Genomic DNA, 24,604 nt, shown 5'->3' with positions numbered 1-24,604 from the left:
ATCAGTCTGTCGGATCAGGGGATGTGTGGGTTGGCACCTGCTCCCCGGTCATACCGAAACGCCGTTGGCGGCCGGCATAATAGTGAAGTGCGCTATCGAAAGCTCCAGCATCAAAATCCGGCCAGTAGTCATCGGTAAAATAGAGTTCGGTATAAGCGGATTGCCAAAGCATGAAATTGCTGATGCGCTGTTCACCCCCGGTCCTGATAAACAGATCCGGATCGGGCAAATCGGAAAAGGAGAGCGCGGAGGCTATGGCAGACTCGGTGATCTGATCCGCCGACAATTCACCAGACTCCACTCTTTTGGCCAGATGCCTGACCGCCTGAACGATATCCCAGCGACCACCATAATTGGCGGCAATTTGCAGCACCAGGCCATCGTTGCCGGCCGTATCAGCTTCGGCAGAAGCGATACGCTGCTGAAGTTTCCCGGAAAATGCACTGCGATCGCCGATGACCCGCAGCTGGACATTGTTGCGATTTAAACGCTTTACTTCACGCTGTAAGGCCACCATAAAAAGATCCATCAGCAGGGTGACCTCTTTTTGTGGCCGTTTCCAGTTTTCGCTGCTGAAGGCGAATAGTGTAAGCACCTCGATACCGTGCTTTACCGACTGCTCCACGCTGGTACGGACCGATTTGACACCCGCCTGATGTCCGGCATGGCGCGGCAGCTTTCGCTGCGCTGCCCACCGGCCGTTGCCATCCATTACTATGGCGACATGCCGTGGCAACCGGGTCACTCCATCAACCTCCATTAAACCCAGAATCCTCTGTCCGCTGCTGCATTGTGTAGATTGTCTGTTATCTAACTTTAAGGGGTCAGAGCCAGATTTGCACAACCTCCCCGGATTCCATTCCGGGAACTGATCGCAAATTCGACTTTGACCCCGGGTACCTCGTCGGCATAGTGCGCCCTGGATATAGAGCGGGCCATACCCGTCAGCAATCCGATGTATCAGGTCAGATCGACATCAGATCCTTCTCTTTGACCGCAAGATGCTCATCAATCTCTTTGATGTGCTGGTCGGTCAGTTTCTGAATTATCTCCTGGCCGCGCCGCTCGTCATCCTCAGAGATCAGCTTCTCTTTTACCAGGTTTTTCAGTTCACTGTTGGCATCACGCCGAATATTCCGCACCGCAACCCGGGCCTGTTCGGCTTCTCCACGCACAACCCGGATCAGATCTTTTCTGCGCTCTTCGGTCAGCGGCGGCAGCGGCACCCGGATAACCGTTCCGGCGGAATTCGGATTCAGACCGAGATCGGAATTCATGATCGCCTTCTCGATGGTTTGCACCATATTCTTTTCCCACGGGGTGATAGCCAGGGTACGGGCATCATCCACCGTGACATTGGCTACCTGGCTGAGCGGTACATCGGAACCATAGTATGAGACCGTGAGGTGGTCCAGCAGACTGGGGTGTGCCCGGCCCGTCCGCACCTTTGCCAGTTCATGATCCAGTGCATCTACACTTTTTCCCATGCGCGTAGTCGCGTCTTTTTTTATGTCATCGATCATTTCCACTCTCCACAAGGGAACCGATTTCTTCGCCTTTCACCAGACGCAGCAAGGCACCCGGGGTATTGATATTCATTATCCGCAATGGCATACCGTTATCGCGACACAATACGATTGCCGTCGCATCCATCACCTTCAGGTCATCAGCCAGCGCCTTATCATAGCTGATGCGGGGGTAAAATTCGGCCTTGGGATCTTTCATCGGGTCGGCCGAATATACCCCGTCGACCTTGGTTGCCTTGATCATCAGGTCGGCATCGATTTCGATTGCCCGCAGACTGGCAGCCGAATCGGTGGTAAAGTACGGATTGCCCGTACCGGCGGCAAACAGCACGACTACGCCATCTTCCAGGTATTCCACTGCCTTCCTGCGTACGTACGTCTCACACACCTGCTCCATGCTGATGGCGGACATGGTACGGGCAGCAACACCCAGCTTCAACAGTGAATTCTGCATGGCCAGGGCGTTCATCACCGTCGCCAGCATACCCATATGATCACCGGAAACCCGGTCCATACCGGCTTTGGCGAGCCCTTCACCACGAAAAATGTTCCCGCCGCCAATCACCAGGCCAACCTGAATGCCGGAGTCAACAAGTCCTTTGATATCTTCAGCCACCCTGGCAATCACTTCAGGGTCAATACCGAAAGCTCCCGCACCCATTAACGCTTCACCACTCAATTTGAGCAGGATGCGCCGGCAGATCAACTCAGACATACGGATTCTCTAAAATATTCTGTTCAAGGAAAGGTAAAGATAAAAACAGTCCCGGGAGACCGGGACTGTTTTCACTTCACTTATTCACCGCGGACCTGCGCCATTACCTCGTCGGCGAAGTTTTCCTGCTTCTTTTCGATTCCCTCGCCTACCTCAAACCGCTTGAAGCCGTTGACGGTGGCACCGACACCGGCGAGCAGTTTTTCCACAGTGGTATCCGGGTCCTTGATAAAAGCCTGACCCAACAGGGTGATCTCGGACAAGTACTTGCGCACCCGACCGTCAACGATCTTGTCCACGATATTTTCCGGCTTGCCGCTTTCCAGCGCCTGTACCTTGAAGATTTCGCGCTCTTTTTCCACCAGTTCAGCGGGCACCTGCTCCTCGGAGACGCAGGTTGGATTGCTCGCGGCCACGTGCATGGCAATGTCCTTCGCCAAATCATCGTCCCCGCCTTCGATATCCACCACCACGCCGATGCGCGAGCCGTGGCTGTAGCTGGCCAGGCGGCCATTGGCGGACTCGAAGCGCTCAAACCGGCGAACATTCATATTCTCGCCAATCTTTACGATGAGTGCTTCACGAGCGGTATTTACCGTGGTCTCTTCCCCATCGTGCAGCGGGGCATTCAGCAGCTCTTCAACGGTGGCCACTTCCGATGCCAGGGCACGCTGTGCCACGGCGTTGGCAAAAGAGGTGAAATTCTCATCCTTGGCAACAAAATCGGTTTCACAGTTGACTTCAACCATGACACCCTTTTTGTTGTTATCGGTCATCTGGATGACTATCAGGCCGTCAGCAGCGGTGCGCCCTGCCTTTTTGGCAGCCTTTGCCTGTCCTGATTTACGCATGTTTTCGATGGCCGCATCGATATCGCCATTGGTCTCGACCAATGCCTTCTTGCATTCCATCATGCCGGAACCGGTCCGTTCACGCAGTTCCTTTACCAGAGAGGCTGTAATCGCCATGATTCGTAATTCCTCGCTTATTTAAAGCTAGTAAGTAGATAGCGGCTTGAAACCCGAACAGTCGTGCAATGCTAAATCGGATGATGTGATATGCGCATCGCCGTGTCCGGATAGGCACCTCAGCGGTTTTGTTAAGCTAACGGAGTAGTCGCTATCAGTTAAAGTGGGCGGGCGCCTGATGAGCAGGGCCCGCCTGGTTTTCCGACAAAGCCGGCAGGCAGTTGTTATTCTGCTGCCTTGGCCTTCTCTTCAGGGACTTCGACGAACTCGTCAACGCTGCCCTCTTTGCCACCCAGATGGGCCGCACTGGCACGTCCTTCCAGAACTGCCGCCGCGGCGCCCTGCACATAGAGCTGAATCGCACGGATGGCGTCATCGTTGCCCGGGATCACGTAGTCAATGTTGTCGGGGTTGTTGTTGGTATCCACCACACCAACCACGGGAATACCCAACTTGCGGGCTTCAGCGACGGCAATATCCTCGTGTCCGGTATCGATCACGAACAGCACGTCCGGCAGGCTGTTCATCTCCTTGATGCCGCCCAGGCTGCGATCAAGCTTTTCCATTTCGCGACGCAGGCCAAGGGCCTCTTTCTTGTTGAAACGCTCAATGGTGCCGTCTTCAAACATCGCTTCAAGATCCTTCAAGCGCTTGATGCGCTGTTTGATGGTCTTGAAGTTGGTCAGCATGCCGCCCAGCCAGCGGTGGTTCACATAGGGCATGCCACAGCGTGTCGCCTCTTCCTTGATGGTTTCGCTGGCAGCGCGCTTGGTACCGACAAATAGAATCTTGCCGCCATTTGCAGCCAGCGAACCCATGAAATTCATGGCTTCTTTGTACAGTGGAAGGGTCTTGTCAAGATTCATAATATGAATCTTGTTGCGATGACCGAAGATGTAGGCCCCCATTTTGGGGTTCCAATAGCGGGTCTGATGACCGAAGTGCACGCCAGCCTCAAGCATCTGACGCATCGAGATGTTGCTCATGTATTGCTCCGAATTGTACGGGTTAGTCCTCCACGTACCCCAACTGGCGACCCGGTTTCCCGGGCACCCCGACAGCTGTGCCGGTACGTGTGTGAAGTAGTTCGGCGGATGCTATCCTGCCGTCCCTGGCCCTCCACAAGTTGCGGTTGACGGACCAAGGGCGCGTTTTATACCACAGAAGCCGCAGTGCGACAATCGGCATCGGCCGGAAAACAGCGCCTGACACACTCCGACATCACAGTCACGGAAATAAATTCAACCCCATGGCAAGCAGAGATGAATGTGGCAAAATTAACCTTTACAATAGGTATTTATAGCATTAAGCCTGAAAATTGAACCGATAGTCAGGTAACAGCGCCTTTCAGAAACCACAGGATACGCAACGAGTATGAGTGTAATCGTCAAAACCCCCGAAGAGATCGAAAAGATGCGGGTATCCGGCCGGCTGGCGGCCGAGGTGCTGGAGATGATTGCTCCTTATGTGCAACCCGGTATCACCACGGATGAACTGGATCAGCGGTGCCATGACTATATCATCAACGTACAGAACGCCATTCCCGCCCCGCTCAACTATCGCGGCTTTCCCAAGTCCATCTGCACCTCGGTAAATCATCAGGTCTGCCATGGAATACCAGGGAACAAAAAGCTTAAGAACGGTGATATTATCAATATTGATATCACCACCATCAAGGATGGCTTTCATGGCGATACCAGCAAGATGTTCCTGGTCGGTGACGCCTCAATTCTTGCCAGGAGACTGACCAAGGTGACCTACGAGGCACTCTGGCTCGGCATCAACCAGGTAAAACCGGGCGCCCACCTGGGAGATATCGGCCACATCATCCAGCAATATGCCGAATCCCATAACTACTCGGTGGTGCATGAATATTGCGGGCATGGGATCGGTCGCGGTTTTCATGAGGACCCCCAGGTGCTCCATTATGGATCACCAGGAACCGGTATCAAGCTGCTTCCCGGGATGTGCTTTACCATCGAACCCATGATCAATGCCGGCAAACGCCAGGTCAAGATGCTGCCGGATGGCTGGACAGTGGTCACCAAGGATCGCAGTCTGTCCGCCCAATGGGAACACACCATTCTGGTAACCGAAACGGGTTATGAGGTACTCACCCTGCGAGACGAGGAGCGGGAACAGCCTGCCCAGTCCATTGCCTGACTCCGGTTCCCGCCAATGACCTCCGAAATAAGTTTTGACCCTGGCCAGTTTGCCAGTCAGCTTGAAGGGGCAACCAACCCGCTTCCGATATTCCGTAACGCCATCAAACAGGTCTATCAGGTACTCAAGACCCGCTTTGAACAGGGTGACCCGATTACCGCATTGGTGCCGATGCGTGCCCAGATGATCGACAACCTGCTGCTCCAGGCCTGGAAGTTGAAAATGCCTGCCAATGCGGAAGCAGCCATGATTGCGGTCGGTGGTTATGGCCGCATGGAACTCCACCCCGGTTCCGACATCGACCTGATGATTCTACTGGATGAACAGAACCCGGATCGCTATTCCGAAACCCTGGCCGAACTGCTGACCTTCTTCTGGGATATCGGACTCGAGGTGGGCCACAGTGTCCGCACGGTTGCCGAGTGCGTCAGCGAGGCAAAACAGGACATTACCATCGCCACCAATATCATGGAGGCCCGACTGCTGGCCGGGCAGGAGGCCTTGTTCCAGCAGATGCAGGCTTCCACCGGTCCGGACAGTATCTGGCCGAGCGAGCGGTTTTTTACCGCCAAGTGGGAGGAGCAGAAACAGCGCTATCTCCGGTATGAGGAGACCATCAGCAACCTGGAGCCCAATATCAAGGAGAGTCCGGGTGGCCTGCGCGATATCCAGATGATTGGTTGGGTGGTTAAGCGCCACTATGGCGCCAAGACCATGCACGATCTGGTGGTGCACGGTTTCCTGACCGAAGAGGAGTACCTGGACCTGATGGACTGCCAGGACTATCTCTGGCGCATCCGCTTCGCGCTCCACCTCCTGACCGGGCGCCGGGAGGATCGCATTCTGTTTGACTATCAACGCACCCTGGCCTCCCAGTTCGGCTACGAAGACGATAAACAGGAGCTGGGAGTCGAGAAATTCATGCAGCAGTATTATCGTACCGCGTTGCGTCTGCGGCGGATGAACGAACTGCTGTTGCAGCTGTTCCAGGAGGTGATTCTGCTGAAATGCCACCTCGATGAGCCGAAGCCGATCAACCGTCGGTTCCAGTCCAGAAGCGGTTTTCTGGAGGTGGTGCACAAGGACATATTTACCCAGTATCCGCTGGCGCTTCTGGAACTGTTTCTGGTCATGGAACAGCATCCGGAACTGAACGGCGTCAGGGCGAGCACCATCCGGCTGATTCGCAAGCACCGGCACTTGATCGACGACGATTTCCGCGCCGACATCCGCGCGCGCAGCCTGTTCATGGAGATCCTCCGTCAACCCGTCGGCATCACCCACGAACTGCGGCGCATGAACCGCTATGGCATTCTGGCCCGCTACATTCCCGCCTTCCTGAATATCGTCGGCAGAATGCAGTACGACCTGTTCCATGTATTCACCGTGGACAAGCACACCCTGTTTGTCGTGCGTAATCTGCGGCGTCTGACGGTGCCGCAGTACCGTGGCGAATTCCCGCTCTGCAGCGATATCATGGAGAAACTGCCGAAACCCGAACTGATCTACATCGCCGCTATCTTCCACGATATCGCCAAGGGCCGCGGCGGCGACCACTCCGAACTGGGTGCCAAGGATGCCTGGGACTTCTGCAAACTGCACGGCCTGAGCGACTATGACAGTCGCCTGGTCTCCTGGCTGGTGGAAAAGCATCTGCTGATGTCCATCACCGCTCAACGCAAGGACACCAGTGATCCGGACGTGATCCGCGATTTTGCCCAGATGGTGAAAAACCCCGTGCATCTGGACTATCTCTACCTGCTCACCATGGCGGATATCCGCGCAACCGACCCAAAAAAGTGGAACAGCTGGAAAAACTCCCTGCTCCGGGAACTCTACATCGCCACCAAACAGGCGCTGCTGCGCGGCCTGCAGAACCCCCAGGAGCGGGATGAGATTGTGCAGAACAAGCAGGCCGGCGCCCTGCATCTGCTGAAATCGGAAGGGTTGGACCCGGACAGCGCGATTGCACACTGGACGACTCTCAGTCTCGATTACTTTCTCTACCATACCTGGGAGGAGATCGCCTGGCAGACCCGGATGATCCTCGCCAGCACACCGGAGCAGCTGCCGTTAGTGCTGTTACGTAAATCCAGCACCCGCGGCGGTAGCGAGATTTTCCTCTATGCAGCGGACCGGGATGACCTGTTCGCCATCATCACCAGCCTGCTCGATCAGCTGGGCCTGAACATTGTCAGCGCCCGTATCGAAACCACCCATACCAACCTTACGCTGAACAGTTTCCTGGTACTGGAACAGGACGGCAGCCCGGTCGAAGAGGCCGGCAGAAGAGACGAGATCTGCGACCTGCTGAGAGACACCCTGATCGATCCGGAATCTGCCAATCTCGTCGTATCCCGCCGTATCCCCAGGCGGCTGAAACACTTCTCCACCCCAACCCGCATCGACTTTGTGCAGGACTACGGCAATCAGCGCACCATCATGAAACTGCTGACCGATGATCGCCCCGGCCTGCTCTCTCAGGTCGGCTATGCCTTCGCAAAATGCAAAATAAAACTGATCAACGCCAAGATCGCCACCATCGGCGCCGAGGCGGAAGACACCTTTTTCATCACTGATAGAAATGACAAACCGCTCGCCAGCCGCGAGCAGTTCGAGGCGCTGGAGAAAGAGATACAGGAGCGCCTGCGCTGACAGCGCCGTGAATTCACCCGGCGTGTTGCCCGGTCAGCTACAGGAGTTGCAGGTATAATTCAGTTTAGGATTCTGTCCTGCCATACAGGTCTTCAAAGCGGACGATATCATCCTCACCCAGGTAACTGCCGGTCTGGACCTCCACCATCTCCAGCGGTATGACCCCCCGATTCTCCAGGCTGTGGGTGGTGCCGATCGGGATATAGGTGGACTGATTTTCGGTCAGCAGCAGCACCTCTTCACCCCGGGTGACACTGGCGGTGCCCTTGACCACGATCCAGTGCTCGGCCCGGTGGTGGTGCATCTGCAAAGACAGCTTGGCGCCCGGATTGACCACGATCCGTTTCGCCTGGTGCCGTTCCCCCAGATCGATGGAGTCGTAGTAGCCCCAGGGGCGATACACCTTGCGATGCAGTTCGCTCTCACTACGCCCGGCAACCCGCAACAGATCGACAATCTGCTTCACTTCCTGCACCCGGGACTTGGGCGATACCATCACCGCATCATCCGTCTCCACCACCACCATGTCGTCCAGGCCAACCACGGCCACCAGTTTGTTCTCGGACTGGATATAGGAGTTGTGGGTATCGACACTCAGCACGTCCCCCTTCAGTGAATTGCCCTGACCATCCTTGGTCGTCACTTCCCATAGCGCCGACCACGACCCCACATCATTCCACCCGGCATCCAGAGGCACCACGACTGCCCGGTCGGTCTTCTCCATCACGGCGTAATCTATGGAATCCGCCGGACAGGCGGTAAAGGCATCCTTGTCCAGTCGGACAAAATCAGGCGACCGCCTGCTGCTCGCATAGGCATGCTTGCAGGCGGCAAGCATCTCCGGGTGATGCCGTTCCAGTGCTTGCAGATATTGTGAGGCCTTGAACACGAACATGCCGCTGTTCCAGTAATAGTCGGAAGAACTGACATAGCCTCGAGCCGTTGCCAGATCCGGCTTTTCGACAAAGGAGTCAACGGTATAGATATCATCCCAAGCGCCCGCTTCTCCCCGCCGGATATATCCATAACCGGTCTCGGGTCCGGTCGGCACCACACCAAAGGTTACCAGCCTGTCTGCCGTCGCCGCCTCAGCCGCCCTGGCGATCGCCGCATGGAAAGCCGGCATGTCCACGATGACATGATCCGCGGCGAGCACCAGCAACAGTTCATCCGGTGATTCCGCCGCCAGGGCGGCCAGTGCCACCGCAGGCGCGGTATTGCGCCCTACCGGTTCCAGCAAGATGGCCTGGGCCGTGACACCCATCTCGCGCAACTGCTCAGCCACCATAAAGCGATGATCCTCATTACATACCACGATGGGTGCGGCGATCCCCTGCAGACCATCCAGGCGGATAAGGGTCTCCTGGAGCATGGTATTGTCCGTTACCAACGGCAGGAATTGCTTGGGATATTGACTGCGCGACAGAGGCCACAGCCGCGTGCCTGAACCACCCGAAAGAATCACCGGTATCATTTCAACTCCCCTGGATCACTGTTTCCATAAGTCTATAGCATTTTGCGCCGCGTTGACGACCAGGTGATGAGGCCACGACGCGCAAGCGGTACCTCCATGCGGACAAACAGTGAAATGTCACATGAAAACAACCGGGCAAAACGGTATGATGGCACGCCAGCAGAATCGACCCAGGACGTATTGGCGTGAGATCCGGAACAGATGCGGTAGATGGACAAGACAGCCAGCGGAGTGTCATAACGAAGCATCAATATAGCTCTGGCAGCCTGCTCTCCACTACTCCTTTATAATTCACCCGCCAATAACCGCCGATTGACATGGATAGCCTGCAGATTTTCCTACTCGCCATAGTTCAGGGACTGACCGAGTTCTTGCCGATTTCCAGTTCCGCCCATCTTATCCTTACGCCAATGCTTTTCGGCTATCAGGATCAGGGGCTGGCCTTTGATGTGGCGGTTCACCTGGGATCACTGCTGGCGGTTACCACCTTCTTCAGGCATGAACTGCTGGATATGGCTGGTGATTTTTTTCGCTCACTGATCCGGGGGGCACCCCAGACGCAAAACTCGCAAATGGTATGGCTGCTGATCCTGGCAACCCTGCCCATCATGATTGCCGGCGAGCTGTTTATCTCCCTGGTTGAACACGATCTGCGATCGATCTGGGTGATCGCCGCAACCACCATCCTGTTCGGCCTGCTGCTGTTCTGGTATGACAGGAAAGGCACCCAGTTGCGGGATGAATATTCAACCGACTGGCGTGACGCCCTGACTATCGGGCTGTTTCAGGTGCTGGCTCTGATACCCGGCACATCCCGATCGGGCATCACCATGACCGCCGGCATGATGTTGGGACTGACCAGAGAGGCCGCATCACGCTTCTCCTTTCTGCTCTCGATACCGACCATCCTGATGTCCGGCAGCTTGGTGACACTGGAACTGATTACTGCCCGGACAGCGGTCGACTGGTCGGCGATGCTTTTCGGCGCCCTGCTCTCCTTTGTCTCCGCCTACCTCTGCATTCACCTGTTTCTGCAGCTGATCGGGCGGATCGGTATGCTGCCGTTCGTCATTTACCGGCTGCTGCTGGGTGGCCTGTTGATCTGGATTGCGCTTTGAACATTAGCGATTGGCTGTAGATTGAATGCGGCCTTTGGCCCCTACAAATACACGCGGATCATATTGGGATCGGGATTAAGATGACTGATGGGCACGCCCCTCGCCTGGGCGTCACAAGTAGCTGTAGGTCGCGTTAGCCGAAGGCGTAACCCGACAAAGCCCGGATGCGGTGGATGCGCATCGCTGCACTCAGCACGCCCTGCATCCCCTGTTTACCGGAATAGCTGAATAGTCGCACACTATTTTCGTTTATTCGCGTTCACTCGCGGCTAAAGTTCGACGTTGGGGTTCGTTCCTCACCCCAACCTACCGACGCCAACCCCGATACGATTATGAACCTGTTACGGCCTAAAACTGTCCGGTTCAAACCGCAGGGTGGCAAACAGATCCTCCAGGGTCTCCTCCCGCCTGATCAGTTCGACCGTGCCGTCACAGCACAGCAGCAGCTCCTTCGGTCGCGCCTTGCCGTTGTAGTTAAAGCCCATGGCGTGGCCGTGGGCGCCCGTGTCGTGGATGCAGATGAGGTCACCGTCACTGATCTTCGGCAGGCTGCGCTGGATGGCGAACTTGTCATTGTTTTCACACAGGGAACCGGCCACATCCACCACCTCATCCCCGCCCGATCTGCCGGGCACGGTAATATGGTGGTAGGCCCCGTACATGCCGGGACGCATCAACGCCGACATGCAGGCGTCGACCCCGATATATGTGCGGTAGATCTCCTTGCGGTTGATCGCCTGTGTCACCAGCACTCCATGGGGACCGGTGATATAGCGGCCACTCTCCACATACATGCGCGGCGCATAGCCATGCCGTTGCTTGAAACCGTCAAACAGCGCGGTGATCTCGCGTGCCATCGCGGCGATATCCAGGGGCTGATCCTCGGGGCGGTAGGGAATACCCAGACCACCACCGATATTGACAAATTCAAACTGAATGCCCAGTTCACCGGAAATCCACTCCACGCTCTCCAGCAGCATCCGGGCGGTCTCCACCATATAGCTGTAGTTGAGCTCATTGGAGGCCAGCATGGTGTGCAGGCCAAAACGCTTTGCGCCGCGCGCCTGGGCCTTGCGGTAGGCATCCAGCAGTTGATCGTGGGACACCCCGTACTTGGCCTCCACCGGGGTGCCGATAATGCTGTTGCCGGTACGCCGCTCACCCGGGTTATAACGGAAGCAGATCAGTTCCGGCATCTCCGGCACCTTGTCCACCAGACTGATATCGTCCAGATTCAACACGCAGCCGCCTTCCGCTGCCGCCGCCTTGAAGTCGGTCTGGCTGGTGTTATTGGAGGTGAACATAATATCCTCACCCCGGGCGCCGGCAGCACGGCTCAGTTGCAGTTCCGCGGTCGAACTGCAGTCAAAACCGAAGCCGAGGGAGCGCATGATTTCCAGAATGCGGGGATTGGGCAGCGCCTTGACCGCATAGTACTCCCTGAATCCCTCAATACCGGCAAACAGCCGATTCAGCGTCTCACCCGTCTCGCGGATGCCCTGTTCGTCATAGAGATGGAACGGGGTGCCGAAGTGCCGTGCGATTTCTTCGATGTGGGGGTAGAGGCGCTGTTCAAAATCACTGGAAATGGGCATGGTCTGTTTCCGATCACTCGCTGCTGTCAATAACACGCCGACACCAGGTCGGGTGAATAACCCCGCCCATCGTGAAATGGTACGGGGCTATATATACTGGGTTAAGTTAAATATGGTCCGGTAAATCAGAGGATTTTGCTGATCCGCTCCATCGCCTCGGTGACATTCTCATAGCTGTTGAATGCACTGATACGTATATAGCCTTCCCCGCACTTGCCGAAACCCGCGCCGGGGGTGCAGACCACCGCCGCCTCATTCAGCAGGCGATCGAAAAACTCCCAGGAGTCACATTTGCTGTCAATCCAGATATAGGGGGAGTTGACGCCACCAATGCACTCATAGCCCAACGCCTCCATCTTTTCACGGATATATTTCGCATTGTTCAGATAGTAGGCGATCAGCTCCTTGATCTGCGCCTGGCCCTCCGCAGAATAGACCGCCTCGGCGGCACGCTGCACCGGGTAGGAGACACTGTTGAACTTGGTGGTATGGCGACGATTCCACAGCGAATGCACCGAAACCGCCTGACCCGCTTCGGTATAGGCCATACACTCCTTTGGGACGACCGTATAGGCGCAGCGGGTCCCGGTAAAGCCGGCGGTCTTGGAGAAACTGCGGAACTCAACTGCCACTTCCCGGGCACCCTCCACCTCGTAAATCGAACGAGGCAGATCCGCATCCTGCACAAACGCCTCGTAGGCGGCATCAAACAGGATCAGCGACTTATTGGCCTTGGCATAATCCACCCACTGTTTCAACTGCTCCCTGGTTGCGGTCGAACCGGCCGGATTATTGGGGAAACAGAGATAGATCAGGTCTACCGGTCGATCCGGCAGATCAGGAATGAATCCATTGTCCCGGTTACCATCCAAATAGACCAGATTTTCGTAACGACCCAGTTCAGCATCCCAGCTACCACTGCGCCCGGCCATGACATTGGTATCCACGTACACCGGGTAGACCGGGTCCGGGATGGCTACTGTGATATCGGTGGAGAAAATCTCCTGGAAATTGCCGCTGTCGCATTTGGCCCCGTCACTGACGAACACCTCATCCGCATCAACCTGTGCACCGCGTGCCTGGAAATCATTTTTGGCAATCGCTTCACGCAAGAAGTCATAACCCTGCTCCGGACCGTAGCCATGGAACGTGGCATCATTGGCCATCTCATCAACGGCCAGGTGGAACGCCTTGACACAGGCGTCAGGCAGCGCCCGGGTCACATCACCAATACCCAGTTTAATCAGCTTCTTGTCCTGATTGGATTGCTGAAATGCGTTGACGCGCTTGGCAATATTCGAAAAGAGATATGAAGCCTGTAGCTTCTGGTAGTTTTCATTAATCTTGATCATCTGGACACCTTGGGTCACCGCGCTTAACGCCTGGGGGGAATACAATTCACCAGCGGAATACTGGTCCGTACCATAGAGGCTTTCCAGCCCCTACTGTCCGGCTCAATCAGCATCCGCCAGTTGCAAACCGCGTAGTATAGGATATCCGCTTCATCCAGGCCATATCAGACGCGCCTCCGGGTGGGGGGGAGACGCCATTGTACTGACGATGGATCAGAAACGGGACACGCCAGGAGAACGTATGGCTGCGGACTGACGCTCAGTCAGACCCAACCTGCGGTTGCACCAAATCATGATAGGCGTGCCAACTGGCATGACCGATCAGTGGCATAAAGATAACCAGGCCGATAAACAGGGTGACCAGCCCGAGTCCCACAAACATGACAATCAGCGCCGCCCACAGCAGCAACGGTCTGGGATTGGTTGAAACACAGCGGATACTGGTGATCACTGCACTCATCACATCCGCATTCCTGTCCATGATCATGGGCACCGAAATCACGCTGATGCAGAAAACAGCGAAGGCAATAATACTGCCTGAGAGTATACCCGCAGCCATGAAGGCGGGGCTGTCTCCGGAGAAAAACAGCACATCAAGCGCGGATGCAAAATCGGGAGTTATCCCAAAAAAGAAAATGGCGAACACCATGTTGGCCAGCATCATCCAGACCAGGAACGCCAGCATCAGGATCAGCCCCATGGCCAGAAGACTGAAAGGCGCTCTCCGCCAGGACATCAGGCTACCCAGGAATGTCGGCTGGTCGCCCAGGGCGAGTGAGCGACTGACATCGTACAATCCGAAGGCAAGCAGTGGCGATATCAAAAAAAACCCGGCTGCCAATACAGGAATAAAAAAGATCATGCCGATTGAGATTAACAGCGTCACCAGCAGATAACTCGACGACAAGAAAACCGCGCCGTATGAAAGACTGATCCATGGTGCCGCCTTGAGATCACGCCATCCTGCCGCGATCCACTGCCATGGATGATCGAGAGTTATAACATTAACTTGCGGTAGACTGACCGGCAGATCCACATCGAGGGCCGTATTCTGATTGAGCGTCATTTCAACATCCTGCTGATTCTGAAACCGCATCGGTTAATGCGCCATGACCCACTTATAATCAGCCCAACATCAATCTTCAAGCCCAGAAACTGAATGGTAATCGTAGATACAGCGAATCAGTCCTGCGGCACCCGGACCCAACCGTGCCAACATCCCAATCCAAAACGATTCCCCAGCGATATTTCCATGCCATCCGTTCCAGGGTAGACATTGCGTTTCGGGAAGAATGGGCCATACTGACTTTAAGTATTTACGCTCTGTGGTTGAAAAACCGGCGGGTTCCCCTGAATCTCATGGGGTTGCCAGCAACTGATACAGACCGGATACTGAGGGCGTATCAATAATAAACCCAGGCATCAACAATAACCCGTGATTCCACCTGGTTAGATGCGTCTGCAACTATTTCAGAACTGAACCTGAACCCGGGGTTGCTTCCTGATTCAGAAAACCTTGGCTATTTCAAACCAACAATTACACGGATTCATAACGCATAAATTAATAACAGGATATGCAGCTTAATATCTGACCCGCAGTCATTCACACGTGATAAAGAGGGGAAGAGTAGTTATGTGCAGGAGATTCACCACTGTTAGCAGACTCCTTCTGCTAACCGCCGGGTTGGCGGGATTCCAATCGACCCAGGCAGAGTACGGCATTAACTTCCCTCCCCCGGCCGCGGATGTCGCACAGGAGATCTACGACATCCACATGCTGACCATGCGGATTGCGACCTTCCTGCTGCTTGTTGTTTTCTCCTTCATCATCTACTCACTCTACTTCCATAGAAAAAGCCGTGGCTATCAGGCCGACCAGAACTTTCACAACACCTGGTTCGGCAACTGGTCCTGGGTCATCGTGCCGGCCCTGGTGCTGGGAGTCGACCTGACCATCGCCAGTAATGCCGACACGGTACTGAAAAAAGTCTGGGATGTGCCGAAGGATGAAAAGCTCATGGACGTCAAGGTGACCGGGCACCAGTGGTGGTGGGAGTTCGACTATCTCGATCACGGCATCAAGGTGGAGAGCCGTTACATACCCGAGGAGAAGGCCGGCGACCTCTATCTCAGGGAGGTGGATAACCGGCTGGTCCTTCCGACCGACACCAAGATCCGCTTTCTGCATACCTCGGCCGATGTACTGCACGCCTTCTGGGTACCGGAACTGGCTTTCAAAAAGGACGCCATTCCCGGCTATGTCACCGAAACCTGGTCTGAAATAAACCGTGAAGGGGTGTTTCGCGGCCAGTGTGCCGAGCTGTGCGGCACCTGGCACTCACGCATGCCCCTGGTGGTGGAATCGGTTTCACCGGAAAAATTCCAGGAATGGGTGAACGAGCAACAGGCAATCAAGGTGGCGACGGCGGCCGAGGCGGCCTCGACAAAAACCTGGAGCAAGAACGAACTGATGACCAAAGGCAAGGCGCTCTATGAGACCAAATGCGCCGCCTGCCACCAGGTGACCGGTCTGGGTCTGCCACCCGCCTTTCCGCCCCTGAACGGTTCACCCATCGTCAACGGTCCGGTCGAAGGCCATCTCAACATGGTAATCAATGGCAAACCGGGTACCGCCATGCAGGCCTGGGGGTCGCTTAATGATCTTGAAATCGCCGCCATTGTCACTTACGAACGTAACACCTGGGACAACAAGGCCGGGGATACGGTACAGCCGACAGACGTCGCCCTGGCCCGCTGAAGGAGTTGAGGAACATGAGCTATACCAACGCCCTGCATGATGAAGCGCACCATCACGACAACCCGACCGGATGGCGACGCTGGCTGTTCAGCACCAATCATAAGGATATCGGCACCCTCTACCTGTTGTTCGCCCTGACCATGCTGTTCATGGGCGGCGCCAGTGCCATGCTGATCCGAGCCGAACTGTTTCAACCGGGCATCCAGTTGCTGGACCCCGACCTGTATAACAATCTGGTGACCAACCACGCCCTGCTGATGATCTTTGGTGCCGTGATGCCGGCGGCTGCCGGCCTGGCCAACTGGATGATTCCGCTGATGATCGGCGCACCGGACATGGCGTTGCCGCGCATGAACAATCTCAGCTTCTGGATTCTGCCCGCGGCCGGCACCATGCTGATACTCTCGTTCGTCGTCCCCTTCTTCCCCGGTGGCGGCAGCCAGATCAATACCGGCTGGACCCTCTATCCGCCCCTCTCGGTGCAGGTGGGTATGTCCATGGACTTCCTGATCTTCGCCATTCACCTGCTGGGCATCTCATCGGTACTGGCCTCCATCAATATTATTGTCACCCTGCTGAACATGCGCGCTCCCGGCATGACCCTGATGCAGATGCCGATCTTTTGCTGGACCTGGCTGGTGACCGCGTTCCTGCTGATCCTGGTGGTGCCGGTACTCGCCGGTGGCGTCACCATGTTGCTGTTCGATCGCCATTTCGGCACCAGTTTTTTTGATGCCGCCGGTGGTGGTGACCCGGTGCTGTTCCAGCACCTGTTCTGGTTCTTCGGTCATCCCGAAGTCTATGTACTGCTGCTGCCCTCCATCGGAGTGCTCTCCCACATCATACCCACCTTCGCGCGCAAACCGCTGTTCGGCTACAAATCCATGGTCGGTGCCATGATCGCCGTCGGCACCATCGGCATGGTGGTCTGGGCGCATCACCAGTACACCATTGGCATGTCACTGGGCGCAGTCAGTTATTTCATGATCGGCACCATCATCATCTCCATACCGGTCGGCCTGATGATTTTCAATTTCATCGCCACCATGTGGCGTGGCGCCATGACTTTTGAGACACCCATGCTGTTTGCGGTAGCCATTATCCTGATGTTCACGTTCGGCGGACTCAGCGGGGTGATGCTGGCGGTGGTGCCGGCAGACATGCAATACCACGACAGCATGTTCGTGGTGGCCCACTTCCACTATGTACTGATGCCGGGTGCGGTGTTCGGCCTGTTTGCCGGCGTGTTCTACTGGCTGCCGAAATGGACCGGTCACATGTATGACGAACGGTTGGGCAAGATATTTTTCTGGATCAACGTGACCGGCTTCAATCTCACCTTCTTCCCGCAACATTTTCTCGGCCTGGCCGGCATGCCACGCCGGATCATCGACTACAACGTCATGTTCACCGAGTTCAATGCCATCTCCAGTGTCGGGGCGATGATTTTCGGCTTCAGCCATCTGCTGCTGCTTTACATCATTATCAAAACCATACGCGGCGGCGAACCGGCCACCAACCGGGTCTGGGAGGGCGCCAAGGGCCTGGAGTGGGAAGTCGCCTCCCCACCACCCTTCCATACCTGGGAAACGCCACCGCTGATCCGGCAGGAGCAGACTTCATGAACCCACGTAACGATCAACTGAGACACAAAAACAGACGCTTGGCATGGATTCTGGGCGGCTTCGCCCTGCTGGTTCTGATCACCTCATTCCCCTTCTGGCAGAACATCTTCAAGGTGTTGGGAGAGGCGGTAAGATGAACTCTGAAGTACGGGTCCGAAACAAGCGCCGCACCATCTGGCTGCTGTCACTGCTGGTGCTGGGCATGTTCGGATTCGGCTTTGCCCTGGTGCCACTCTATGACGTGCTTTGCCAGATAACCGGCATCCAGTCCGTCAGCCTACGCAGTGCGGGAGAGATCGCCAACCCGGCTTCCGAACAGGAAGATTCACGACTGATCACCATCAAGTTCGACACCTCGGTTCATCCCAATCTGCCTTGGGATTTCAGTCCGGTCGAGCGCAATCTGCAGGTCCATCCTGGCAAGTTGTATCAGGTTGATTTTGCCGCCCGCAATCGCAGTAGCGAAACGGTCACCGGGCAGGCTATACCCAGCGTGGCACCCTGGCAGGCAACCGCCTTTCTGAACAAGCTGGAGTGCTTCTGCTTCAATCAGCAGACCCTGGCAGGTCGACAGTCTGTTGATATGCCGTTGCGTTTCATGATCTCTCCCGAGCTTCCGCAGGAGATCCGCTCATTAACGCTCTCCTACAGCCTGATGAAACTGGAAAACGCACCGCCTGAACCAAACAAACGAGAGAAGGGTTAGCCTCATACACCAACATCAGGATTGAGACCTATGTCATCGTCAGAGCAACGCACCGCTTACTTCATCCCTGAGCCCAGCCCCTGGCCAATCGTCGGCATGGTCTCGCTGCTGACCACGCTGATTGGTGCCGTCCTGGCGATGAACGGTGTCGTGGTCGGAAAGTTTATCGTCATGGGTGGACTGCTGCTTTTCGCCTACTTGTTGTTTGGTTGGTTCCGCGACGTGATATCCGAGAACCTCGCCGACCGCTACAACCAGCAGGTGGATCGTTCATTCCGCATGGGTATGTTCTGGTTCATTGCCTCGGAGGTGTTCTTTTTCCTCGCCTTCTTTGGCGCCCTGTTCTATATCCGCAACATTGCGCTCCCCTGGTTGGGCGGCGACGGCTATCTTGGTGCTACCCGCGAGATCCTCTACAGCCAGTTCGACCCGGCCTGGCCCAGTCATGGTCCGGGCGCACTGGGTGGTGATTTCAAAGCAATGGGCGCCTGGGGGATACCAGCAATCAACACCCTTCTGCTGCTCTCCAGTGGCGCTACCATTACCTGGGCGCACTGGGGTCTAAAACAGGATAATCAGAAAACCCTGGTACGGGGACTGATGGCCACCATCGGACTGGGCCTGCTGTTTGTGGGTTTTCAGGCATACGAATATATTCATGCCTACGGCGAGCTGAATCTGACCCTGCAGTCGGGAGTCTACGGCTCAACCTTCTACATGTTGACCGGCTTCCACGGTTTTCATGTCACCATGGGCGCCATCATGCTTATGGCGATCCTGGGCAGAAGTATGAAGGGCCATTTCAGCACCCATAATCACTTCGCCTTCGAGGCCGTAGCCTGGTACTGGCATTTTGTGGACGTGGTCTGGCTCGGTCTGTTTATTTTCGTTTACTGGTTTTAATCGCCCGGTATCAGATTCCGTGCGGCTGTAACAGACCGGTCAGATAACCCAGGATCAACAGTGAAAAGAGCACGAAAGAGAGCACAATACGAACGGTCAGCGCCTTGACCACCCGGGTCTTGTCGTTTTTTCCATCATCCTTGGCAAGGTAGTACATACCCTGAAAGAGTGAGACCAATATAAAAATGAGAACCAGAATGACCGGCAGTTTGATAAAAATATCCACGACGTCCTCCCTTCTCCCATGGGAATTAACCGGAGGCGAGAAACAACAGCGCATGCCCATGCACATACTATAGACCGCCATGCAGATCTCGACATTGCAGTTTCAACCGCGTCCGATTCCAACACTGTTTCTGCTGTTGATCCTGCTACCGCTGTTTCTCTCGCTCGGTTTCTGGCAACTGGATCGCGCCCAGCAGAAACGCACCACTGCCAACACCATGGAAACACGGCGCAAGCTCCCACCCCTGATCGTGTCGGAACAACCGCTAACGGCAGAAGAGATTGAGTTTCGCACGCTCTCGGTCAGCGGCCAATTTGTCCCGGCCGGGCAGTTGTTGATCACCAATCGCAAGCATCTCGGCAAGCCGGGTTATCATGTCATCACACCGCTGCGCCTCCAGGGCAGCAACCGGCATCTGCTGGTGAACCGGGGCTGGGTAGCCGCCGTGAACAACCACCCGCCCGCCATCGAGACACCTACCGGACCCATCACCCTGAGCGGCGAAACCAACATCCCTTCACCCCCGGCGATTGAGCTTGAGTTTGATCTGCATAACTCCATCCTCTGGCCCTTCCTGACCCTGGAAAACTACCGGGCATGGTCCGGACTCGATATCTTTCCCTTTGTTATCCTGCAGTCACCTGACTCCCCGCACGGCTTTGTGCGCGCCTGGGCCAGCGCCAGACCTGGCGAGGGGATGCATCTTGGCTACGCGATACAGTGGTTTGCCTTCGGATTGCTATCGCTGGCACTCTGGTTGAGACTTTCGCTGACGCGACTATCCTCTCTGGTAACAGCAAAGGAGAACCGCTGATGCAATCCATCACCAACGGCCGGTCCTACATACCACTTCTGGTGCTGATACTGTTGTTTGGCCTGCCACCTACAGCCGGCTGGCTCTACATCATGAATCCGCAATGGCTGCCGGACAAACATAAAAACAATGGGACTCTGGTATCCCCCCCCAGACCATTGCAGTCACTGCACCTGAAGGATGGCAATAACCGGAATTTTGACTGGAGTACCCTCTCCGGTCGCTGGCTTCTGATCTCCCGCAATCGCGGTGTCTGTGCTGACGACTGCCGGCAACAGTTACAGGCACTGCGACAGATAAGGCGAGCAGTCGGCGCGGAGCGGATACGGGTTGAGCAGCTGCTGATTCAGGAAGCGCCCGTGGCCGAACTCTTTACCGACACATCGGACACACACGCCGAAGACCTGAACATCCTTTACCTGGACCCGGATCAACTAACAGAGTTCGAGAGACTCTTTTCAGTTTCCGGCATCGATCCGGGCAGGGCTACTTACCTGGCGGATCCCAATGGCATGCTGATGATGGGTTACACCGCGAGCAGCCCGAAGAAAGACATCCTTAAAGATCTCGAGACGCTGCTCAAGGCGTCTCGCAACTGGACAACAGGAGTAAACAATGGCCACGACGGGTGAACTATCAATCCTGAACCAGGGCACCATCACCTGGCGCCGTTATTATGAGATGACCAAGCCCAAGGTGGTTCTGTTGATCGCCTTTACCGCCCTGGTGGGGATGCTCCTGTCAACCCCCGGTGCGGTGCCGCTGAAACTGCTGCTGTTCGGGCTGGCCGGAATTTCGCTGGCAGCCGCCTGCGGCGCGGTGATCAATCACATCCTCGACCAGCGTATCGATGCACTGATGGAGCGAACCAGTCGACGCCCCATCCCCAGTGGCCGGATGGATACGCGCCACGCAGTCGGTTTCGCGTTGCTGCTGGGGATAATTTCCATGCTGATGCTGGCCACCCAGGTAAATCTGCTGACCGCGGGACTTACCTTTCTGGCCCTGATCGGCTACGCCTTCATCTACACACTCTACCTGAAGCGGACCACCCCGCAAAATATCGTCTGGGGTGGCCTGGCCGGTGCCGCGCCGCCCCTGCTTGGCTGGTGCGCCATTACCAACAGCGTGCCGCTGGAGGCGTTTCTGCTACTGCTGATTGTATTTATCTGGACACCGCCCCACTTCTGGCCGCTCGCCATCCACCGCCGACAGGAGTATGCCCGCGCCAGTATTCCGATGCTGCCGGTGACCCACGGCGTCGACTTCACCAAACAACAGATACTGCTTTACAGCCTGATGCTGCTGGCCGTTTCACTGATGCCGTTCGTGATCCACATGAGTGGCTATCTCTATCTGGCGGGCGCCTTTGCACTGGGGGTGGGATTCGTTTATCACGCCTTTGTACTCTGGCGCAGCGATGACAATCAGCATGCCATGAAGACGTTCGGCTACTCCATTGTCTATCTGAGCCTGCTGTTCGTGCTGCTACTGGTAGATCATTATCTGCTCCTGCTGCTGCCGGGACTGGGCGCCTGATCATCCAGTGTCTGCACATCGGGACCTTCCCAGAAGGCGCGCAACATGATCCAGACAAACAGAATGCCACCAATAACTGCCAGCAATCCGCCGATACCCACAACGCCCATGGCCAGCTTGGCCTGGATACTCTCCAGCCCTTGCGCGGCACCCGCGGTTTTTCGCTGAACACCCAGAAACCCGGAGAATGCCAGACCACCGATATGCAGCATCTGCCCCACTCCATAGACAATCGGTTGAGCCGTGGCCAGCCGGCCTTCCACCCTGGCATAACCCAGGGCCGGCAGCAGCAGGTAGGCAAACCCCATCAGGGCCAGAGTCACACCCACAATGGAGCCGTGATAATGGGCCGGTATCACTGTATTCACGCCGCGAATCAGCATGGCCAGCAAACCGCCGGAGGCAAACAGCAGCAACGAGAACCAGAGCGCCAGACGCAACGGACTTTGCGCCGGAGCCGCCGCCTGGCGGTTTTTGAACAGCGCATACAGCACCAGCAGACCAACCGGGATGGCGGGAATGCCGCCGCCATACTGCATCAGGCGGGTGTGGGCGATGCGCATGCCGGCCGATACCGGCGCGTGATTCAGATAGATGACAAAGGTCCAGAGTATCGGCAACAGCCCCAGCAACAGCAGACCATTCAGCAGGCGCGGCGACAACGGGATACGCACGCCGCCAGCCGCCAGCAACAGCAGCCAGGCCAGCAGCAGCATCTGGGTATAGGCAAACTGCAGCACATGCCCCGCGCCCCAGAACAGATACTCGTAGTAGGCAACACCATCCAGCTCGGCAGGCAGATGCAACCAGGTGTAGAGCAGCACCCCTATCGCCATGGCACAGGCCACCGCGACGGTCAGGGCGACAACATTCACCAGACCGGTCTGATCAGCAGACAGGTCGGCCGGTCGAATCCGCAACAGCAGCAGTGCCAGGCGCAGAGCCACACCGATGCCCACCAGACCCAGGCTGATAAAGAACAGCGGCCGCTGCAGAACCGGGACATAGTTATTCATCAGCGGCATACCCTCACCAATGAAGGCAGAAAGCGCGATACCCAGGGTACCTGTCAGGGTCAGTCCCAACGCGAGACGCCTCAACCCGACTGGTCCCTGCGGCACACCGGCCAGGGACCAGATCACACCGGCCATGGCGAGGGACCAGATCAACACCGACTGATCCACATGCACCACCAGTGCGGTGCGAAAAAAATCGATCCAGGGGAAAAAGCGTTCCATACCGGGAGAACGGGAGAGCACCAGCAGAATGGCGAACAGCCCGGCAATGGCCAGTGCCAACACCCCCAGTTGCAGCCAGCGCCGCGCTTCATACTGCTGTGTCGGACTCAATGGTTCAAGCACTTGTATCCCACCTCTTTGATCTATATAAACAACTCATCAATAACCTTATCAGACCCCGGACAACAAGCATTGCGATGCAGAATATCTCACTGACACATGCCCGGTTTGCCCTGACCGTCACCCTGCTGGCACTGCTGGTTATCGTACTGGGGGCCTATGTCCGGCTCTCCGACGCGGGGCTCGGCTGCCCTGACTGGCCAGGCTGTTACGGCAATCTCATCGCCCCTACCAGTGAAGTGCAAATCGCCTCTGCCAACAGCGCCTACCCTGCACATCCGGTTGAGGTAGAGAAGGCCTGGAAAGAGATGGTACATCGCTATCTGGCCGGAGTGTTGGGATTGGCGACTTTGTTTCTGGCAGTGTTATCAATCCGTAATCGAAACCTGACCGGGCAACCCCATCTACTGATCTGGCTCCTGGTACTGGTCGTTGCCCTGCAGGCCGTGCTGGGCATGTGGACTGTCACTCTACTGGTTAAGCCGGCCATCGTCACCTCTCATCTGCTGGGTGGTTTTATCGTCGCGGCCCTGCTCTGGACTCTGACCCTGCGCCTGTACAGCCCAACACTCAATCGTTATGTTGTCAGCCGCGCCGGCCGGCTGCTGTGGTTTTCCAGGATCGGCCTGGTTGTCCTGCTGCTACAGATCCTCCTGGGTGGCTGGACCAGCACCAACTATGCCACCATCGGCTGTACCGAGTTCCCCACCTGCCACTCCGGCAGCTGGTGGCCGAACATGGATTTCAGCCAGGCGTTCACCCTCTGGCATGGGACCGGGATCAACTACGAATACGGGATTCTCAGCGCGGAGGCACGCACCGCCATTCACATGACTCACCGTATTGGTGCGTTGATAACGGCAGCTTACCTGTTGTTCCTCAGCATTTACCTCTGCCGCACCGGCAGGTCGGTTATCACCCGGCAACTCGCCTGGGCCGTGGGTATATTGCTGATATTGCAACTGGGGCTGGGTATTACCAATGCAGTGAGTCATCTACCACTACCGGTAGCGGCCGCGCATAATGGAATTGCCGTGCTGCTGCTGCTGACGCTACTGACACTGAACTGGCAATTGAAACGCGCCTACCGGATGGAATGAGGCAGAGTC

The 24,604-nt window shown here is 56.2% G+C and carries 22 protein-coding genes and 1 pseudogene; 12 read left to right on the top strand and 11 right to left on the bottom strand.

Features of this window, described 5'->3' with window-relative positions; all coding sequences use genetic code 11:
* Position 1: 1 nt before the first annotated feature.
* The 5 genes from A3GO_RS0108485 to rpsB form a co-directional block, all read right to left on the bottom strand.
* A complete protein-coding gene (locus A3GO_RS0108485) occupies positions 2-760 on the bottom strand; it encodes an isoprenyl transferase (protein ID WP_051301989.1) in 759 nt (252 codons plus the stop codon).
* Between the two features lie 205 nt (positions 761-965).
* Entirely contained in the window at positions 966-1,523 is a 558-nt protein-coding gene (frr, locus tag A3GO_RS0108480; RefSeq protein WP_029133035.1) for a ribosome recycling factor, read from the bottom strand.
* On the bottom strand, positions 1,513-2,241 hold the full coding sequence (gene pyrH / locus A3GO_RS0108475; protein ID WP_029133034.1) for a UMP kinase: 729 nt from the start codon (positions 2,239-2,241) through the stop codon (positions 1,513-1,515). Before pyrH ends, frr begins: the two co-directional genes overlap by 11 nt.
* Positions 2,242-2,321: 80 nt before the next feature.
* Positions 2,322-3,209 carry a translation elongation factor Ts gene (gene tsf / locus A3GO_RS0108470; RefSeq protein ID WP_029133033.1) on the bottom strand — a complete coding sequence of 296 codons (888 nt, stop codon included), beginning with the start codon at positions 3,207-3,209 and terminating at the stop codon, positions 2,322-2,324.
* Positions 3,210-3,433: 224 nt separating this feature from the next.
* The gene (rpsB, locus tag A3GO_RS0108465) at positions 3,434-4,180 is read right to left on the bottom strand and encodes a 30S ribosomal protein S2 (protein WP_211245088.1); all 747 of its coding nucleotides are present in this window, start codon (positions 4,178-4,180) and stop codon (positions 3,434-3,436) included.
* Positions 4,181-4,580: 400 nt separating this feature from the next.
* On the opposite strand from rpsB, the pseudogene map reads away from it, so the two are divergent.
* Both map and glnD read left to right on the top strand, forming a co-directional pair.
* Positions 4,581-5,372 (top strand): annotated as a pseudogene (gene map, locus A3GO_RS0108460) (type I methionyl aminopeptidase); the annotation flags it as partial.
* Positions 5,373-5,387: 15 nt separating this feature from the next.
* Positions 5,388-8,027 (top strand): [protein-PII] uridylyltransferase, encoded by a 2,640-nt coding sequence (gene glnD, locus A3GO_RS0108455; RefSeq protein ID WP_051301987.1) that lies wholly within the window; start codon positions 5,388-5,390, stop codon positions 8,025-8,027.
* Positions 8,028-8,091: 64 nt separating this feature from the next.
* On the opposite strand, the gene A3GO_RS0108450 is transcribed toward glnD, so the two are convergent.
* Positions 8,092-9,501 (bottom strand): mannose-1-phosphate guanylyltransferase/mannose-6-phosphate isomerase, encoded by a 1,410-nt coding sequence (locus tag A3GO_RS0108450; protein WP_029133029.1) that lies wholly within the window; start codon positions 9,499-9,501, stop codon positions 8,092-8,094.
* A gap of 317 nt (positions 9,502-9,818) precedes the next feature.
* Here A3GO_RS0108450 and A3GO_RS0108445 point away from each other — a divergent pair, with 317 nt between their 5' ends.
* On the top strand, positions 9,819-10,619 hold the full coding sequence (locus A3GO_RS0108445; RefSeq protein ID WP_029133028.1) for an undecaprenyl-diphosphate phosphatase: 801 nt from the start codon (positions 9,819-9,821) through the stop codon (positions 10,617-10,619).
* A gap of 341 nt (positions 10,620-10,960) precedes the next feature.
* Here A3GO_RS0108445 and lysA read toward each other — a convergent pair whose 3' ends face one another.
* The 3 genes from lysA to A3GO_RS0108430 all read right to left on the bottom strand — a co-directional run bounded on the left by lysA (position 10,961) and on the right by A3GO_RS0108430 (position 14,632).
* Entirely contained in the window at positions 10,961-12,214 is a 1,254-nt protein-coding gene (lysA, locus tag A3GO_RS0108440; protein WP_029133027.1) for a diaminopimelate decarboxylase, read from the bottom strand.
* Positions 12,215-12,339: 125 nt separating this feature from the next.
* On the bottom strand, positions 12,340-13,566 hold the full coding sequence (locus A3GO_RS0108435; RefSeq protein WP_029133026.1) for an LL-diaminopimelate aminotransferase: 1,227 nt from the start codon (positions 13,564-13,566) through the stop codon (positions 12,340-12,342).
* A 259-nt stretch (positions 13,567-13,825) separates the two neighbouring features.
* Positions 13,826-14,632, bottom strand: coding sequence for a DUF2189 domain-containing protein (locus A3GO_RS0108430; RefSeq protein ID WP_029133025.1), 807 nt, complete (start codon positions 14,630-14,632; stop codon positions 13,826-13,828).
* A gap of 567 nt (positions 14,633-15,199) precedes the next feature.
* Between A3GO_RS0108430 and coxB the strand changes: the two genes are divergently transcribed.
* The 5 genes from coxB to A3GO_RS0108405 are packed head-to-tail and all read left to right on the top strand — an operon-like array spanning position 15,200 to position 19,558.
* Positions 15,200-16,324 carry a cytochrome c oxidase subunit II gene (gene coxB / locus A3GO_RS0108425; protein ID WP_029133024.1) on the top strand — a complete coding sequence of 375 codons (1,125 nt, stop codon included), beginning with the start codon at positions 15,200-15,202 and terminating at the stop codon, positions 16,322-16,324.
* Positions 16,325-16,338: 14 nt separating this feature from the next.
* On the top strand, positions 16,339-17,949 hold the full coding sequence (gene ctaD / locus A3GO_RS0108420) for a cytochrome c oxidase subunit I (RefSeq protein ID WP_029133023.1): 1,611 nt from the start codon (positions 16,339-16,341) through the stop codon (positions 17,947-17,949).
* Entirely contained in the window at positions 17,946-18,086 is a 141-nt protein-coding gene (locus tag A3GO_RS26090; RefSeq protein WP_157606764.1) for a hypothetical protein, read from the top strand. The genes ctaD and A3GO_RS26090 overlap by 4 nt, the downstream gene beginning before the upstream one ends.
* A complete protein-coding gene (locus tag A3GO_RS23170; RefSeq protein WP_051301983.1) occupies positions 18,083-18,655 on the top strand; it encodes a cytochrome c oxidase assembly protein in 573 nt (190 codons plus the stop codon). The genes A3GO_RS26090 and A3GO_RS23170 overlap by 4 nt, the downstream gene beginning before the upstream one ends.
* A 30-nt stretch (positions 18,656-18,685) precedes the next feature.
* A complete protein-coding gene (locus A3GO_RS0108405; protein WP_029133022.1) occupies positions 18,686-19,558 on the top strand; it encodes a cytochrome c oxidase subunit 3 in 873 nt (290 codons plus the stop codon).
* A 10-nt stretch (positions 19,559-19,568) separates the two neighbouring features.
* On the opposite strand, the gene A3GO_RS0108400 is transcribed toward A3GO_RS0108405, so the two are convergent.
* Positions 19,569-19,784 carry a twin transmembrane helix small protein gene (locus A3GO_RS0108400; protein WP_245621693.1) on the bottom strand — a complete coding sequence of 72 codons (216 nt, stop codon included), beginning with the start codon at positions 19,782-19,784 and terminating at the stop codon, positions 19,569-19,571.
* A gap of 79 nt (positions 19,785-19,863) precedes the next feature.
* Between A3GO_RS0108400 and A3GO_RS0108395 the strand changes: the two genes are divergently transcribed.
* The 3 genes from A3GO_RS0108395 to cyoE are packed head-to-tail and all read left to right on the top strand — an operon-like array spanning position 19,864 to position 22,137.
* Positions 19,864-20,598, top strand: a complete 735-nt coding sequence (locus A3GO_RS0108395) for an SURF1 family protein (RefSeq protein WP_029133020.1) — start codon at positions 19,864-19,866, stop codon at positions 20,596-20,598.
* Entirely contained in the window at positions 20,598-21,230 is a 633-nt protein-coding gene (locus tag A3GO_RS0108390; RefSeq protein WP_029133019.1) for an SCO family protein, read from the top strand. The genes A3GO_RS0108395 and A3GO_RS0108390 overlap by 1 nt, the downstream gene beginning before the upstream one ends.
* Entirely contained in the window at positions 21,214-22,137 is a 924-nt protein-coding gene (gene cyoE, locus A3GO_RS0108385; RefSeq protein WP_029133018.1) for a heme o synthase, read from the top strand. Before A3GO_RS0108390 ends, cyoE begins: the two co-directional genes overlap by 17 nt.
* On the opposite strand, the gene A3GO_RS23165 is transcribed toward cyoE, so the two are convergent.
* Positions 22,101-23,498, bottom strand: coding sequence for a cbb3-type cytochrome c oxidase subunit I (locus tag A3GO_RS23165; protein ID WP_245621692.1), 1,398 nt, complete (start codon positions 23,496-23,498; stop codon positions 22,101-22,103). The two genes, cyoE and A3GO_RS23165, sit on opposite strands and share 37 nt — an antisense overlap.
* 74 nt (positions 23,499-23,572) lie before the next feature.
* On the opposite strand from A3GO_RS23165, the gene A3GO_RS0108375 reads away from it, so the two are divergent.
* Positions 23,573-24,595 (top strand): COX15/CtaA family protein, encoded by a 1,023-nt coding sequence (locus tag A3GO_RS0108375; protein WP_029133017.1) that lies wholly within the window; start codon positions 23,573-23,575, stop codon positions 24,593-24,595.
* Positions 24,596-24,604: the final 9 nt, after the last annotated feature.

The sequence above is a fragment of the Sedimenticola selenatireducens DSM 17993 genome, from assembly GCF_000428045.1.
GTDB lineage: Bacteria > Pseudomonadota > Gammaproteobacteria > Chromatiales > Chromatiaceae > Sedimenticola > Sedimenticola selenatireducens.
This window is presented reverse-complemented; position numbering and strand designations above follow the sequence as displayed.